We start from the raw sequence: 15,042 nt of genomic DNA, 5'->3' as shown, positions 1-15,042 counted from the left end.
GTCGCTGACATTCGAGCGGCAACTGTGATCGCCGTTGACAGGGTGGTCACCGGTGTAAACGATGGGTGAAATCCTTCCGATAATGCGAGAAACAACATCAAGGGGGCACTCGATGACCAAATCGCCGTCCGGTTCGGCAAGCAAGTCCCGTGACCGTCTGTCGTCGGTACTACTGAATCCCCTCCCGCAGCGCGTCGAGCGCGCTATCCAGGAGGTGAGTCGACGATGGCCGGTTCGCGAACTTGCCGCGCCGCCGACAGGTAGCGGATTGAAGCCAGTTATCGGCGATCAGGGATTGCCTCTCGTTGGCCACACACTGGACTACATTCGCTTCGGCTCTGACCTCAGTAGAGAGCGGTACGAGAGATTTGGTTCGGTCTCGTGGATGGGGGCGTTTGGCACCAAGATGGTCGTCATTGCGGGACCGCAGGCAACTCAAGAAGCACTCACCACCAAAGCCAAGGCTTTCTCGCAAGATGGTTGGGGTTTTCTCATCGATGCGTTCTTTCATCGGGGGCTGATGCTGATGAGCTTCGATGAGCATCTGATGCATCGGCGAATCATGCAGGAGGCGTTCACACGTCCGCGACTAACCGGTTATGTCAAGCAGGTCGGGCCATCGGTTCGTTCTAGCGTACCGAAGTGGCCGACCGGTTCGGGTGTCCGCTTGTATCCCCTGTTGAAGGATTTGACGCTCAACGTGGCAACCGATGTGTTCATGGGCGGCCGCGGGAAAGAGGACAGCCGTTCAGTAAATCGAGCCTTTGTAGCAACCGTCCGCGCTGCCAGTGCGATCGTGCGTGCTCCTCTGCCCGGGACGCGGTACCGCGCCGGAGTGCGCGGTCGCCGGTTGCTGGAGGCGTACTTCGCCCGGCACTTACCGGCGGCACGCTCGGGGCAGAATGATGATTTATTCGCCGCGCTATGTGAGGCGCGCGCCGAGGACGGCGAACGCTTCACTGATGCGGACATCATAAATCACATGATCTTTCTGATGATGGCCGCTCATGACACGTCAACGATCACCACTGCCGCTGTGGCGTACTTCTTGGCGAAGAATCCTGAATGGCAGGATCGACTTCGTGCTGAGTCTGACCGTCTAGGCGACGATCTGCCGGACATTGAGGACCTGGAGGGGCTCACGGCGATGGACTTGGTCATCAAGGAGTCGCTCAGACTAGTTGCACCGGTACCGTTGGTTATGCGTAAGACGGTGACCGACACCGCAATTGATGGCTACTACGTCCCCTCCGGAGTGCTTGTCGCCATCACGCCTGCGGTCAACCACTTTGCGCCCACAGTGTGGACCGAGCCGGACCGGTTTGACCCAACGCGATTCGAGCCGCCACGGCGCGAGGATCACGCCCACCGCTTCGCCTGGCTTCCGTTCGGAGGAGGCGCGCACAAGTGCATCGGGATGCACTTCGGCACCTTGGAGGTGAAGGCAATACTGCACGAGATGCTGCGGGAATTCACCTGGAGTCTGGATGACGGCTACCGCGTTCGGTGGGACAATACGTCCCTGCCTGTCCCTGTCGACGGCCTACCTATTACGTTGTGTCGCCGATGATATCTAGGTCATTCCACGAGACTTTTGAGTGCTTGGCCGAGCACATCGCCCTCACAGGGCGCCGGCAGAATCGACGCAGTCCTCCAAGTGGCCTCGGAGATCCTCAACAAACCCCGGCGAACCGTAGTCGGCAAACCTACGCAAACTGCCGGAAAGGATGGTCATGCTAGAACCATCAACAGCCGTCGTCACAGGAGCAGGTCGAGGGATTGGTCTGGAGATCGCGAGACAACTCGCCGCTGCCGGTCACAAGGTTTTGCTCACGGATGTCGATGGCGACGCGGCGGAGCGCGCTGCCACCGAGGTCGGCGGTGGCGCTTGGAGCGCCACGCACGACGTACGAGATCCGTCGGGTCATCGGGAAGTCGCTGCTCAGGCTTTAGCCGCTGGCCCTCTGGCGGTGTGGGTAAACAACGCTGGGATCCTAATCGCGGGTAACAGCTGGAGTCACAGCGATGCCGAGATTGCGTCGATCCTCGATGTAAATGTACGAGGTGTCGTTGCCGGGTCACACGCGGCAGTTGCCGCCATGGGCGCAGGTGGGGGTGCGATCCTCAACATCGCGTCGCTCTCGGCTCTGGCCCCCATCCCTGGACTCGCGATGTACGCAGCCACTAAAGCCGCCGTATTGTCGTTCACCACATCGCTGCAAGGCGATCTTGACCATGCGGGATTGCAAATCCGTGCCCGGGCGCTATGCCCCGACGTGGTGAGTACGAAAATGGTCACCGACCGAGTCGCCGACCCTGGGGCGGCGCTACTGTTCGCCGGACCTCGTCCAATGGATGCGGCGGCCGTGGCCCGCGCAGGACTCGAGTTGCTGGAGAGTCGCCAGATATTCCGGGTAGTTCCTCGGTGGCGCGGCGTAGTTGCGCGCACTAGCGATGCTGCGCCGTCGCTCGGGTTGAAAGCTTTCGCGTTGATGCGCGGCGTTGGTGAGCGGCGCCAACGCAATCATCGTTGATGGCGGTGTCTAAGACGGAGGGTTTAGCGTGGGGAGGCTCGAGTTGTACCTGATGAGGTTTTCGGTTCGCAGAGTGGTAAGTGGGGATCAAGCTGGAATCCCAGTTCCTGCAGCCTGTCATTGATTATCAACCAGGTTTGCCGTGTCAATCGAACGACGAGTTCGTCACGAGTGGAGTCGCGATGGTCCAGCCACCATAGGACCGAAGCGTCCATCAGGCCCATGATGGCGGCGACATTGCGGTCTGCCGCCTCTGAGTCCTCGCCGTAGCGAGGAAAGTAACGGGCACCCGCGACGGCGAGTTCGGAGGCGAATGCACTGGTGCCGGGCGAGGTTTTCTCGGTGCTGCGCCGATAGTGTCGGTTCACCAAGAACCGATAGAGGTTGGGGTGTTCGTCAGCCCATATGACGTGCTGTGTGACCGGCGCGCGAATCACGTCTAGCGGTGATCCCTGCACATCCAGAGTTAGGCGAATCTTTGCAGTGAGTTCGCGGTGGACGTGGCGGGCGACGGCCAGATCGAGTTCTTCTTTACTTGCGAAGTGGCGGTAAAAGTGCGTGCGGACTAAACCGGCCTTGTCTGCGATCTGGCCGGTGAGTGCGTGGGGTCCGTTGTCTTCGATTGCGCTGAGCGCTGCTTCGATGATCTGTTCACGACGTAGTTCGCGGCCTGGCAACTTACTGGTTGCACGGCGTCCCGCTGTGGTGTCCGCCCATTGCTTTCGCTCCACGATGCTCACCGTAGCGCCCCGCGCTCTGGAAAGTTCTGGGTACGTGTTGTACCCAGTGTCCGTTTCGTGGTACACCATGTACCCATAAGCGTGTAGCGAGACCCATTGCGGGATCGGTGCGCAAGTAATAACAGTGAGGACTCTCTAATGGCAGCCAATCGCTCTAGCTGGATGGACGACGACCTCGATGCACTCCGCGATTTGGCGCGCACGTTCTGTGAGAAGGAGATCGCGCCGCACAGTGCCCGCTTCATCGAGCAGCACCACGTGGATCGAGACCTGTGGACCCGGGCGGGTGATCTGGGGTTGCTGTGCATGTCAATCCCCGAACAGTACGGCGGAGGTGGTGGAACATTCGCCCATGAGGCGGTCTTGATCGAGGAACAGGCCCGCATCGGTGATTCAGCATGGGGTGCGGCGCTGCATAGCGGAATCGTCGCCCACTACCTGCTCGAGTATGGCACCGACGAGCAGAAGGAACGTTTTCTGCCCCGACTGGCAACTGGTGAGATGGTTGGCGCGATTGCGATGACGGAGCCAGGCACGGGCTCCGATCTCCAATCTGTTACGACCAAGGCACTGCGCGTTGGAGACGAATACGTTGTCAACGGTTCCAAGACATTCATCACCAATGGCGCTCAGGCCGACTTGATCATCGTCGTCGCCAAGACCGACCCGACTGCCGGAGCTAACGGAATCTCGTTGGTGTTGGTCGAAGGCGATCGGCCGGGCTTCCGGCGGGGTCGGGTGTTGGACAAGGTCGGTCAGCGCGGCCAGGACACCTCCGAGCTCTATTTCGAAGACGTGCACATTCCCGTAGAGAACCTCCTGGGTACGACTGAAGGACTGGGATTCATTCAGTTGATGCAGCAACTTCCCCAAGAGCGATTGATCCTTGCGCTTGGTGCAGTGACAGTACTAGAAACAGCGCTCGAGTTCACTGTTGAATACACCAAGGATCGGCATGCCTTCGGCAAGCCTGTCTTCGCCTTCCAAAACACCAAGTTCAAACTTGCCGAGGTCGCCACCGATGCCCATATCAGCCGCGTTTTCATCGACGACTGCGTCGCCCGCCATCTGCGCGGTGAACTCGACATCCCCACTGTCGCGATGGCGAAGTGGTGGACTACTGAGCGTGCGATGGTCGCCCTTGATGACTGCTTGCAGCTCCACGGCGGCTACGGCTATATGACCGAGTATCCCATCGGCAGGATGTGGGCCGATGCTCGCGTTCAGAAGATCTACGGTGGGACAAACGAGATTATGAAGGAGATCATTGCTCGGTCGCTTTAGATCGAATTCGACCGCTAGATTGGTTACGAGGGGCCGCGATAGCGAGGTGGCGTTCGGCTTATCAAGTAGGTCTTGACTTGTTCATTAGGCGGGCGCTAGTGAGCTCGATTCAAACGGGGTACTCAGCCGCCTGGGCGCGCCTCACCCGCGACAGGTTGACCTTGCTGCTGACGCCCTTCAGACGGTATGCGCCGGCGGACGACCACCGGAGGCCTGCGTCGTCGTCGACGATCGCCCGCGTCGAGTCCGCCACCAACACTGCCCCTGGCCGCGCCGCCGCGCTCACTCGGCTGGCCAGGTTCACGGGGTTGCCGAACCAGTCGCCCGCCCGCGAGACCGCTGACCCGGACGCCACGCCAATCCTCAAGGAAGGCAGGTCGTTTGCCGACGCGCTGTCGACCAGGTCCAGCATCGTCGTTACCAGCGGCGTCGGTTGTGACGAGACCAGCATGACCGCGTCCCCGATGGATTTTACGAATCTCACCGGTGGGTTGGCTGCATCGCGCGCAGCAGTCGCAAGTCGATTCGCGAGCCTCTCCAAATCGTCGGGCTGAAGCTTTTCGCCCAATTCGGTAAGCCCCACCACGTCGGCGAATGCAACGGTTATCTCGCGCGCTTCCGGCAGCCGTCCTGCTGCTCGTTCTGCGGCGGTGATCGCCTCTGCCTCCAACGAACTGCGGAGACTTGAGGGGGACCCGTTTGGTGGTCCAGTCGTTATGCGACTTTCGGTTGGTGGGTCGTGGCCCACTGTAGGGCAAACTCGGCAGGGGTGAGCTCCCCGTGGGCGGTGTGGGGCCGGTTAGCGTTGTAATCGCGGCGCCAGTCCTCGATGATCACCCTCGCTTCCAGAAGCGAGTCGAAGCGCCACGAGTTGAGCAGTTCGTCACGCAGTCGGCCGTTGAACGATTCGATGAAGGCGTTCTGCCACGGTGAGCCGGGATCGATGAAAAGTGAACCAGCACTGTTGAATCGACACCAATCAGCCACAGCATGCGCGACGAACTCCGGCCCGTTGTCGAAGCGCACATAGTGCGGCGCCCCGTGCATCAAAGCGAGGCGGTCCAGCACGGCGACGACGCCGTCGGCGTCGATGGATCGGTCGGCCTCGATCGCCAAGGCCTCGCGGGTGAACTCATCGATGACGTTGAGCATCTTGAGGGTGCGGCCGTCGGCGGTGGTGTCGAACTGGAAGTCCATCGCCCAGATCACATTCGGACAGATGGGCGACATTGCGCCCACTGCGACCCCGATGCCCGTCAAGCGCTTCTTGCGGCGGCGTTGCGGAACCCGCAGGCCCTCCTCGCGCCAGAGCCGGCGGATGCGCTTGTTGTTGACCTGCCAGCCCGCCCGGCGGGCCATCTTCGCTGCTCGGCGCCAACCCCACCGCGGCCGGTCGGTAGAGAACCGTCGCAGCCAGGCCCGCAGTTCGGCCTCCTCGGTGGTGACCGGTGATGGCGTCAGCCGCATCGTGGAGCGGTGCAGGCCGACCACGGTGCAGGCGCGGCGTTGCGACACCCCGAACCGCTCACACAGCATGGTCGCTGCGCGGCGTTTGCGGTTCGGGGTCAGAAGTTTCCCGACCCGATCTCCTTGAGCATGTCGATGTCGAGGGCCTGATTGGCGACCAGCTTCTTCAGCCGGGCGTTCTCGGCCTCGAGCTCCTTGAGGCGTTTGGCGTCGTTGGCCTTCATGCCGCCGTATTGCGCCAGCCAGCGATGCCACGTCGATTCCGCGATCTCCAGATGCCGACAGACCTCGGCCAGCTCCTGACCCGTCCCGAGCAGCTTGTTGCCCTCGGCGAGCTTGCGGATGATCTGATCCGGCGTATGCCGCCGGCGCTTGTTCGATGCCATCTCGTTGGTGATTCTTCCTGCCCGAACACTCGGACAACAGAGTCCCACAACGACTGGACCACTACAGAGGGCTCACCTCAGACTCATGAGGAAAAGTTCGCCAACCGCGGATAACAAGTCTGGCCTCGCTCGTCGTGCGAACTCTTGGAGGGCGTCAGCGAGTTGGATCTCGCTCCCCCCCCCGGAACAAGCAACATGTTCAGCACGAAGTCACGCATCATCTCTGTGGCCTGCCCGATGCCTGCCGTGAGGGCCCGCAATATGGCGACTGTTTCGTCTGGATTAACGCCCATGTCGATGAAGTGTCGTGCGCGTGCGATTGCGTCACCGTCGGCACGAAGCAGTTCCGCGTTGCAGGGGTCTTCCGGTCGAGGGAGGCCGGCAGCATCGAGCAGCCGTGTGAGGAGCTCTGGGTCCATTCCGGTTTCTGTGCTCAGCTCGCGCAGAGAGATGTACCGCCCCTCATCACCCAGTACGCGGCTGGTAGGAAGCAGGAGAGGGGTTGGAGCCGCCAGTCGGATTTGATCAGTCGTGAAGCCCTGGGCATGCAGCCAGGCAATAAGATCAGTCCTCTCCTGGCGGCTGTTGCCCTCGAGACCGTCGAGCAGACCATACTGAGCGAAGTCGTCTTCGTGTGTTGCTGACACCCTCAGAATGTCCCTAGTGCTGCGGCGTGCCAGGACGAGGACAGGATCGAGCAGTGGTCACGGCACCCATCTGGTAGCTAGACGCGGGGACGCCGAGCACGGCGTGACCCATCGCAACGAGCAGCGCAGAGGTCTGTTCGGGAGCCAGGCCAGTGCCGCGGTAGTGCAAGATCGATTGAATGGCTCCGATCGCTCCATGAACCATCGCCCGAAGTTCAATCTCATCGACCGCGGGCCGCAATTCTCCGACGAGGTGTACCCACTCTTCTAGATAGAGTCGCTGCTTTCGGCGCAACCGGCTCTGGTGCTGATCCGACAGATTGTGCACTTCGCGGTAATACACCATTGCCAGCTCGCGTTGATCCATTACCAAGGCGACTTGGTCTGACACCAGCAGGGTCAGCGCCTCCGCCTCGTCGCGGGACTGCTCGACGATCGCCGTCGCACGCTTAAGGAGTTTGTCCACCACTCGCTCGAAGAGGGCCGCCAGTAGATCGCTCTTACTGTTGAAATGGCGATAGATGGCCGGCCCGACAACCCCTGATGCAACGCCGATGTCGGCCATGGAGACAGCGTGGTAGCCCCGCTCGGCAATCAACTCGGTGGCAGAGGCGAGAATCCGTTCCCGACGTTCGCCGCCGACCCGGGTACGTCCGGCAACGACCACCTTGTTCACTACTACCTTCCTTCGCTCGCAACCAGGGCTCGCGCAGCACTGCAGCGCCGGGAGCTACACTACGAACGTTAACACCTGCTCACAATCCCAGGTTGAGTTGAAATGTAGACGCCCAGTGGCAGGTGGCTGGCGCCTGCGCGTGTGATCCCCATTCGTGGATGTGCCCGCTCATTGGCCAAGATCGGCAACCGCGTGGGCAGATCGCTGCGCCCTCTTTGGATGTCCAGTTCGGCAAGGAACTGGACAAAGCCATCTCTCCGTCTGCCGGACGCTGTTGGCGTCATCCGATCGTCATCACATCGTTCGGCAACACGGCTTTGGCAAAGGGGCTACGTCAAGCAGCAGGCAGAGGACGGCGACTTGATTGGCGATACGTCGACAGAGTGGCCCGGCTACTCCAAATTCGGGATTTGTCAGGTCGCGCCGACAAGGGATTGCGGTATGTCCACGATGCGGGAGCGCAGGTACTCGCACAAGCCCTTCGCCTGGGCATCCGGCCGGGTCGAGGATGCCACGCCTTCCCCCAGCAGCCCGTGCACCACAACGTTGAGCGCACGCAGGTTGGGCAGCTCGAATCGCTCTATGCGCAGCTGCGCAGCCTCCGGGCCGAGCAGCCCGCGCAGTCGCTCGACGGTTAAGTGCTCGCGCACCCAGGCATAGCCGGCGTCGTCGCGGGCCCAGAGACCAATATTGGCGTTGCCGCCCTTGTCGCCGGACCGCGCGCCCAGAACCGCGCCCAGCGGCGCGCGGCATGTCGGCTCGGTCGGCGGCGCGGCTGCCGCGCTGCCCCGGACCTTCGCGGCCGGCACGCTACCGGTCGGCGGATCGGCGATCCTCCGGCGCTCACCGTTGGGCAGCACCACGACCTGCGTCACGCTCGACCGGGGCACGGTCGCTGGGCGATACACGCCGAACACTGACTCCGACGTGGGTGGCGTGGTGGTGTGGAAGCCGGCATACCCGGCCAGAGCGATCTCCATGATTGCGCTCGAGAACGCCCGGCCGACCTTGCGCGGGTCGGTGTCCTTGACCGTGATCCGCAAGTGCGCGCACGCCTGGTCGTTGGTGGGGGCGTCCGGTGTGTCGAAACGCAGAAACCGGACGTCGACCTCGGCGAAGGATCCCCGGCCGCCGAGGATGTCGAACAGCTGCTGCTGCGCGAACGCGGCTTTCGCCTCCAGGTCCAAGCCGGTGAGCACCATCGTCATGGTGTTCCGGTAGCCCCCGACCTCGTTCAGCGCCACCTTGAGCGTCTCCGGTGGCGGGCTGCCGGTGACACCCGTGATCGCCACCCGGTGCTCGGCCTGCTGGGCCAGCGAGATCGTGTCGAAGTGAGTCACCACGTCGGGCCCCAGATAGGCCGGCTCGGCGATCTCGTAGAGCAGCTGGGCGGTGACCGTACCGACCGACACCAGCCCCCCGGTGTCGGCGTGCTTGGTGATCACCGACGAGCCGTCGGCCGCCACCTCCGCGATCGGGAAGCCCGGGTAGCGACGGTCGGTGATCTCGTCGAGGAAGGCGTAGTTGCCGCCCGTGGCCTGTGGTCCGCATTCGATGACGTGGCCGGCCACGACGGCACCGGCGAGCCGGTCCCAGTCGGTGCGCTCCCACCCGTGCCACCAGGCGGCCGGGCCGACGACCAGCGAGGCGTCTGTCACCCGTCCGGTGACGACGACGTCGGCGCCCGCACCCAGCGCTTCGGCGATACCCCAACCCCCGAGGTAGGCGTTGGCCGAGACCGGCTTGACCTCACCGACCGCAGGGGTGATCGCGGAGAGGTTCCCGCGCAAGTCGTCACCTTCGATGTGGGCGATCCGGACGGTGATACCGAGCCGGTCCGCAAGCTCGCGCAATCTGACGGCCAGCCCGGCCGGGTTGAGCCCACCGGCGTTGGCCACGATCTTGATACCGCGGTCGGAACAGGTGCCCAACACCTGCTCCATCTGGGTCAGGAACGTGCGCGCGTAACCGCCCGCCGGATCCTTCGCCTGGGCCTTCGCCAGGATGAGCATCGTCAGTTCAGCGAGGTAGTCCCCGCACAGCACGTCGATGCTCTGCTCGCCCGTCCCGCCCTCGACCATCTCCCGCGCCGCGGCGATCCGGTCGCCGTAGAAGCCCGAGCAATTTCCGATGCGTACCGGGTCCCTCACGACACACCTCCGTCGAACTGTCCTGCGGTGCGCCCGCCACCGGGAGGTCCGGCGAAGGCCTGCGCGATGGAGAGCCACTGTTCGGCGAGCGGACCGGTGACGTGCAGTGCGGTGTCGTCGCGATGCCTGCGCTGGGTGACGAGCAGGCAGAAGTCGTGCGCAGTGCCGGTGACCCGGTTGGGCACGCCGTCGGGGCCCCAGGTCCACAGCGTGCCCCCCGGTGCGGTGAGCTCGACACGGACGGGTTCCTCGGGCACCTCCAGGCCGTTGGCCATGTAGCTGAACGCCCGCGCTCCCACGCCGATGTGGGCGACGTGGCGCAACCGGGCCGAGGGCACACGGGTCACTCCCAGCGCGTCGGCGATGTCCTGACCGTGCGCCCAGGTCTCCATGATCCGCGCGGTCAGCGAGGAAGCCGCGCTCATAGGGAGGCCGAACCACGGCACCCGCATCGAGGGGTCGATCGCTGCGAAGGCAGCGACGAGGGCGCGGCGCGCGCCGTCGAACCAGGACAGCAGCTCCGCTGTCGGCATCGGCCGGTAGCGCTCGGCGATGGTGTCCGGGGAGATCCGGCCGTCGGCGAGCATGGGCAGCACCTCGGCCGTGAACCCTTCGGGGTCGGTGGCTGAGCGCACCGCGGCGTCGTCGAAGAACGCAAGATGGCTGATCTGATCGCGGACCGCCCAGCCTGCCGCGGGGGTGGGCGCGTCCCACCCGGCTTGCCCCTCGGGCAGCTCGGCGATCAGTGACCACAGCTCGGCCGTTTCCGCCCCGATGTCGGTGATCAAGGACTCCATCGGCACGGCCACGTCTAACGTCCCTTCCAAACCGGTGTGCGCTTCTCGCGGAACGCGGCGGGACCCTCTAGCGCGTCGGCGCTGAGGTACACCGGCTCCCATATCTGGTCGGCGTGGGCGTAGGCCTCCGTCAGGTGGTGCGCTGCGGAGAGGTATACGGTCTTTTTTGCCGCGAGTACGGACAGCGGTGCGTTGGAAGCGATCCGCAGGGCGATCTCCTGAACTCGTACCCGCAGCTCCGCTGCGGGCACGACCTCGTTCACCATGCCTACCTCGCGGGCGCGCTCGGCAGTGATCGGGTCGCCGGTCATCAAAATCTGCAGCGCAATCCGCGGCGGCAGCAGCCACGACAGCGGGACAGCCCATGGCGAGCCGCGGCCTACCTTGACCTCGCTGACCGCGAACCTGGCGTGCTCGGCTGCGATGACGAGGTCGCACTGCTGGGCCAGTAGGAATCCGCCGGCGAAGGCGACGCCGTTCACCGCGGCGATGGTCGGCTTGGCGACCTGGATGTTGCGCCCGAATTGCGGCGCGAAGTCTGGCGGCGGAACCGTGAGCGCCGTCTCCGCCATCTCTTTAAGGTCCCCTCCGGCGCAGAACGCCTTATCGCCTGCCCCGGTCAGCACCAGAACCTTGGCGGAGTCGTCGGCGTTGAAGCGGTGAACGCTGTGGAACAGTCCCTGCCGGACCGCCCCGTTGAGCGCGTTCCGTGCCTCGGGGCGATTGATCGTCAACCAGGCCACCCCGTCGACGACCTCGTAGGTGATCGCTTCCTCGCTCATCAATCCCCGTCCTGATCGGCACCCGCCCTCCCGATGTGAGGGCTCGTTCACTCGCAGTACGTTACCCGGCAGAATGTCGCGAGGACCAGTTGGTGAGCGAACGCGTTGCGTCCGGCGGCGCAACCCGACCGGCGTGGCCAGCTCCGTAAATGTTGGGTTCGCCACCTCGTCGGCCGCATTCGGTTCGAGCGATTGACGAGATCGGATCCCAAGGCCGCAACACGGGGTTGCATTCGTACGTCAAGTCCTCGGCAAGAATGTGGCCCTCTTCGGCCTTTTGGGATTGGCACGCCGGAGGTGCTCCTTGCCACCGTTTCACCCTTGGCTCCCAGAAACAATCGGTGCCAAATGCTGTGAACGCATGCGTCGCCGCGGGGAACCGCTCGTCAGCGTCCGAGGACTTGAAAACCTTCCCATGCTTTCCGGCGGTCGGCGTGGGGGTCGTTGTCCACTCGCGAAGCGCGATCGAAGACGAGGACCGGACGGGCGTCGCTGGTGTAGCGCGGCCAGCCGTCTCCTGGAACTCCGGTGCGTGCGAAAGCATCCCAGCGCCCTTGCATGTCGTCGCTCACGCGTAGGGCCGAGCGGCGATCGGCTCCGGCGCTGAGTAGCCGACCGAGCGGCGTGCGGTAGGCGTCGAACACCGCAAGAAGCTCCGTCGCATGGGTGGCACCCAGCCCGGCCCATTGCAGAGTTCGCGGGGCGAAGTCATAGCGGTACAGATATGTGGGGGCGTGCCGACTGTGGGAATCCGCGAGCTGCCACAGTGTCGATCCGAATGTGAAGTCGGCCCCCAGTCGGATACAGGCATCGGGGGCCGGATATTCGGGATAGGCAGCAGTAATTCGCTCGCGACAGGTGGGTTCCGCTCCCGCTAGTAACGCTTCGATCTTGGCTTCGTTCGTCGGGAGGAGTTTGAGGAAGCGAGTGAACAACCGGCCCTCGTCGGCGTTCGTACCGACGATCAGCGGCACACGGTACGCCTTGCCGTCGCGCATCGCTTGAATGGGCTCGGACGGTAGATAGTCGGTTCCGAATGTGCATCCCACCGGGTAACCGCCAGCAAGGTCCGATGCACTCGTGGTGAGCAAGCGATCGAATGCATTCACCAGTTGAGCCGGACGCGCCGCCAACAGGAGGCGGGCGGGCTCCCGCTCGTCGGCGCAGAGAATGGATGCGAACTTGGCGGCGAACTCCGCGGCCAGCTCCTGGGAGCGGGATAGCGCGCCGGCCGGACTTTGTGAGATAGCCTGTGCGAAAAGCCCTTTAGCCGCTGGCACGGCCAGCAAAGTGGTAACGGCGTGCGCGCCCGCGCTCTCTCCGAAGATCGTCACGTTATCGGGATCGCCGCCGAATGCCGCGATGTTCTCGCGTACCCACCTGAGCGCCGACACGAGGTCACGCAAGTAGAGGTTGTCGTCAATATGGATGTCTGCGGTGGACAGCGACGACAGGTCGACAGCCCCTAGCGCGCCGAGGCGGTAGTTTGTCGATACGTACACGCAACCGCTGCGGGCAAGCGACGCGCCATCATAGATCGGTGTCGCGGAACTGCCCAGGAAGTACGCCCCGCCGTGAATGAAGAACATCACGGGCAGAGGTCGGTCCGAGCCGCCGTCGGGTGCAACGACATTGAGGGTGAGGCAGTCCTCGCTCATGGGCTGGAACTTGCCCGGACCGACGATGGTGTATCGGCGGGGCTGTGGAGCGCAGTAGCGGAATCGGTGGCAGGGTCGGACGCCGTCCCACGCTTCGACCGGCTGGGGAGCCTTGAACCGCAGCGCGCCGACTGGTGGCTTGGCGTAGGGAATGGAACGCCAGCGATTGACGCCGTCCCGCGTGAATCCTTCGATGGCGCCCGAGGTGAGTTCGGTGCGGACTGTCTTCGCTGGCATGTATCGACAATAGCGAATGACTATTCACACCAGCGCCCGGCTCTGCCGTTCAGTCGCCGTGTCGGGCACGGTTTGGCCTGCTACTGATGACTCACTCGACTTCGGTCAGCGGCCTCCACGGCCGTTCGGTGACGTCGTGGCTGATTCTTAAGCACCGGTTACATCTTTTCAGAAGAAGAAGCTACCCATGACCGGCTATCTCCGGGCGTGCGGGGACATCCTCAGCGTTGTGAGCGTCGGTACTCGCTCGGAGAGCGGCCGGTCCATCGCTTGAAGGCGTGTGAGAAGTTAGCAAGATCGCCGTATCCGAGCTCGGTCGCGATCTGGCTTGCCGACATTGATCGGGTGATTAACAGCATCATCGCGCTCTCCCGCAGACACGACTGGCGCAACTCGCGAAAGGTGGTGCCCTCTTCGGCGAGCCGGCGTTTGAGTGTGCTGGTGGATACCGAGAGTTCGTCTGCGACCCGCTGGCAACTTCGCTGTCCGGGATCCTCGTCCAACAACCGTCTCACCTTCTTGGAGAAGGACGTGGCTCCGCTCTGCTCGTCGAGGGTCCGCCTCAGCTCGGCGACGGCGAGTCGATACGCAAGGGGATCGGAGAACCGGCACACTTCATTGAGCGCGTTGACGGGAACATGAAGGTAGGACATCGGTGCGTCAAAGAACAGGCGCCCGGCTAGTACCATCTCTGCCGCGAGTTTGTTCAGGGAGACCGGCGCTGACCAACTCAAGTGGAGCGTGACGGTCAGCGCGTCACTGACGAGCATGTCCAGCAGTCGTAACAACGCCAAGCCGGTATATGTGACTGCTAAGCAGTCCAGGGCCCGATCGCCTGTGTGCCCCCAGAGCCCGACGGTGAGACCTTGGTCGTTTGGACGGAATTGTGCATTGATCGCCGTGGTGATCAACGGTAGATAGGTGAGCAGCTCGACGATCTCGGCTACCGAGCCTGCGCTGACCAGCGGGACGCTCAACGGGCCGAAAGATGTCAACTGTGCCTGTCCTGCAAACGAGAAGCCGAGCAGGGTTGCCCGGTCGACGTCTAGATCGGGGTACAGATCGCGAAACCACCGCAGTGGCGCCTGGACATCGTGCTGCATCAGCGTCGCCTCGTCGGTTCCCTCGCGCGCCATGATGGTGCGAAGCCGCGCGACGGCGTCCGGGTCGAGTGCCTGGCTCTCCAGCATTTGCACGAACGCGACCGGAGGCACACCGGCGTTGCTGAACTTCACCGATCGTGCCCCCTGAGCCCAATCCACAAGTTCCTGATCCGCGCAAACATAGCGGAAGCGCTCGGATTGGACAATCCTGTTAACAAGTATTCACATTCAGGGCAACTTAAGAGGAGTCGGTAATGGCCGTTGTCACTTTTGTCTCCCACGACGGCGACAAGCACCAGGTGCCTCTCGATGAAGGCCAGTCACTGATGCAGGTCGCGACCAACAATGCGGTACCCGGCATCGACGGCGACTGCGGAGGCGAAGCCGCGTGCGGCACCTGCCATGTGATCGTCGATCCGCAATGGACCGACAAGGTCGGCCTCTCCGGCCCCGCTGAAGAAGAGATGCTCGCGATGAACCCGGAGCGTCACCCGACCTCCCGGCTGTCCTGTCAGATGCCGGTCTCCGAGGAGTGGGACGGCTTGATCGTCCAACTGCCCGAGTTCCAGATGTAATGACGA

At 63.3% G+C, this 15,042-nt stretch carries 13 protein-coding genes and 1 pseudogene; 4 read left to right on the top strand and 10 right to left on the bottom strand.

What is annotated here, in order from left to right:
* The first annotated feature begins 112 nt into the window (after nt 1–112).
* Both G6N16_RS01150 and G6N16_RS01145 read left to right on the top strand, forming a co-directional pair.
* On the top strand, nt 113–1,570 hold the full coding sequence (locus tag G6N16_RS01150) for a cytochrome P450 (RefSeq protein ID WP_043985034.1): 1,458 nt from the start codon (nt 113–115) through the stop codon (nt 1,568–1,570).
* 163 nt (nt 1,571–1,733) lie between these two features.
* Entirely contained in the window at nt 1,734–2,534 is an 801-nt protein-coding gene (locus G6N16_RS01145; protein ID WP_234711385.1) for an SDR family NAD(P)-dependent oxidoreductase, read from the top strand.
* A gap of 23 nt (nt 2,535–2,557) precedes the next feature.
* On the opposite strand, the gene G6N16_RS01140 is transcribed toward G6N16_RS01145, so the two are convergent.
* Nucleotides 2,558–3,274 (bottom strand): TetR/AcrR family transcriptional regulator, encoded by a 717-nt coding sequence (locus G6N16_RS01140; protein WP_234711386.1) that lies wholly within the window; start codon nt 3,272–3,274, stop codon nt 2,558–2,560.
* Between the two features lie 138 nt (nt 3,275–3,412).
* Between G6N16_RS01140 and G6N16_RS01135 the strand changes: the two genes are divergently transcribed.
* Nucleotides 3,413–4,558 carry an acyl-CoA dehydrogenase family protein gene (locus G6N16_RS01135; protein WP_043985036.1) on the top strand — a complete coding sequence of 382 codons (1,146 nt, stop codon included), beginning with the start codon at nt 3,413–3,415 and terminating at the stop codon, nt 4,556–4,558.
* A 109-nt stretch (nt 4,559–4,667) separates the two neighbouring features.
* Here G6N16_RS01135 and G6N16_RS01130 read toward each other — a convergent pair.
* The 9 genes and pseudogenes from G6N16_RS01130 to G6N16_RS01090 all read right to left on the bottom strand — a co-directional run.
* Nucleotides 4,668–5,240 (bottom strand): annotated as a pseudogene (locus G6N16_RS01130) (adenylate/guanylate cyclase domain-containing protein); the annotation flags it as partial.
* A gap of 32 nt (nt 5,241–5,272) precedes the next feature.
* Nucleotides 5,273–6,411, bottom strand: a protein-coding gene (locus tag G6N16_RS01125) for an IS3 family transposase (protein ID WP_110810710.1) whose coding sequence is annotated in 2 segments (ribosomal slippage) — nt 5,273–6,141 and nt 6,141–6,411 — 1,140 coding nt in all. Because the reading frame shifts where the segments join, the coding sequence is not laid out codon by codon here.
* An 83-nt stretch (nt 6,412–6,494) separates the two neighbouring features.
* Nucleotides 6,495–7,058 carry an adenylate cyclase regulatory domain-containing protein gene (locus G6N16_RS01120; protein WP_163787718.1) on the bottom strand — a complete coding sequence of 188 codons (564 nt, stop codon included), beginning with the start codon at nt 7,056–7,058 and terminating at the stop codon, nt 6,495–6,497.
* Nucleotides 7,059–7,071: 13 nt separating this feature from the next.
* Nucleotides 7,072–7,734: a TetR/AcrR family transcriptional regulator gene (locus G6N16_RS01115; protein ID WP_062655122.1), complete on the bottom strand. Its 663-nt coding sequence runs from the start codon at nt 7,732–7,734 to the stop codon at nt 7,072–7,074.
* Between the two features lie 413 nt (nt 7,735–8,147).
* Complete coding sequence (locus tag G6N16_RS01110; protein WP_011895440.1) at nt 8,148–9,884, bottom strand: acyclic terpene utilization AtuA family protein; 1,737 nt, start codon at nt 9,882–9,884, stop codon at nt 8,148–8,150.
* Nucleotides 9,881–10,693 carry a TIGR03084 family metal-binding protein gene (locus G6N16_RS01105; protein WP_062655121.1) on the bottom strand — a complete coding sequence of 271 codons (813 nt, stop codon included), beginning with the start codon at nt 10,691–10,693 and terminating at the stop codon, nt 9,881–9,883. Before G6N16_RS01105 ends, G6N16_RS01110 begins: the two co-directional genes overlap by 4 nt.
* Before the next feature lie 2 nt (nt 10,694–10,695).
* Complete coding sequence (locus tag G6N16_RS01100; RefSeq protein ID WP_011895438.1) at nt 10,696–11,463, bottom strand: enoyl-CoA hydratase/isomerase family protein; 768 nt, start codon at nt 11,461–11,463, stop codon at nt 10,696–10,698.
* Between the two features lie 386 nt (nt 11,464–11,849).
* Nucleotides 11,850–13,358, bottom strand: coding sequence for a carboxylesterase/lipase family protein (locus G6N16_RS01095; RefSeq protein ID WP_043985041.1), 1,509 nt, complete (start codon nt 13,356–13,358; stop codon nt 11,850–11,852).
* Nucleotides 13,359–13,579: 221 nt separating this feature from the next.
* Nucleotides 13,580–14,593, bottom strand: a complete 1,014-nt coding sequence (locus tag G6N16_RS01090; protein ID WP_165605269.1) for a helix-turn-helix domain-containing protein — start codon at nt 14,591–14,593, stop codon at nt 13,580–13,582.
* Between the two features lie 122 nt (nt 14,594–14,715).
* On the opposite strand from G6N16_RS01090, the gene G6N16_RS01085 reads away from it, so the two are divergent.
* Nucleotides 14,716–15,036 (top strand): 2Fe-2S iron-sulfur cluster-binding protein, encoded by a 321-nt coding sequence (locus G6N16_RS01085; RefSeq protein ID WP_043985043.1) that lies wholly within the window; start codon nt 14,716–14,718, stop codon nt 15,034–15,036.
* Nucleotides 15,037–15,042: the final 6 nt, after the last annotated feature.

The sequence above is a fragment of the Mycolicibacterium insubricum genome (genome assembly GCF_010731615.1).
In the GTDB taxonomy this organism is placed as follows: domain Bacteria; phylum Actinomycetota; class Actinomycetes; order Mycobacteriales; family Mycobacteriaceae; genus Mycobacterium; species Mycobacterium insubricum.
Note: the sequence above shows the minus strand (reverse complement) of the source record. Positions and strands in the feature narration are given on the sequence as shown.

Coding starts and splice junctions, on each gene's coding strand:
- G6N16_RS01150 (WP_043985034.1), top strand. CDS start 113: ATGACCAAATCGCCGTCCGGTTCGGCAAGCAAGTCCCGTGACCGTCTG.
- G6N16_RS01145 (WP_234711385.1), top strand. CDS start 1,734: ATGCTAGAACCATCAACAGCCGTCGTCACAGGAGCAGGTCGAGGGATT.
- G6N16_RS01135 (WP_043985036.1), top strand. CDS start 3,413: ATGGCAGCCAATCGCTCTAGCTGGATGGACGACGACCTCGATGCACTC.
- G6N16_RS01100 (WP_011895438.1), bottom strand. CDS start 11,463: ATGAGCGAGGAAGCGATCACCTACGAGGTCGTCGACGGGGTGGCCTGG.
- G6N16_RS01095 (WP_043985041.1), bottom strand. CDS start 13,358: ATGCCAGCGAAGACAGTCCGCACCGAACTCACCTCGGGCGCCATCGAA.
- G6N16_RS01085 (WP_043985043.1), top strand. CDS start 14,716: ATGGCCGTTGTCACTTTTGTCTCCCACGACGGCGACAAGCACCAGGTG.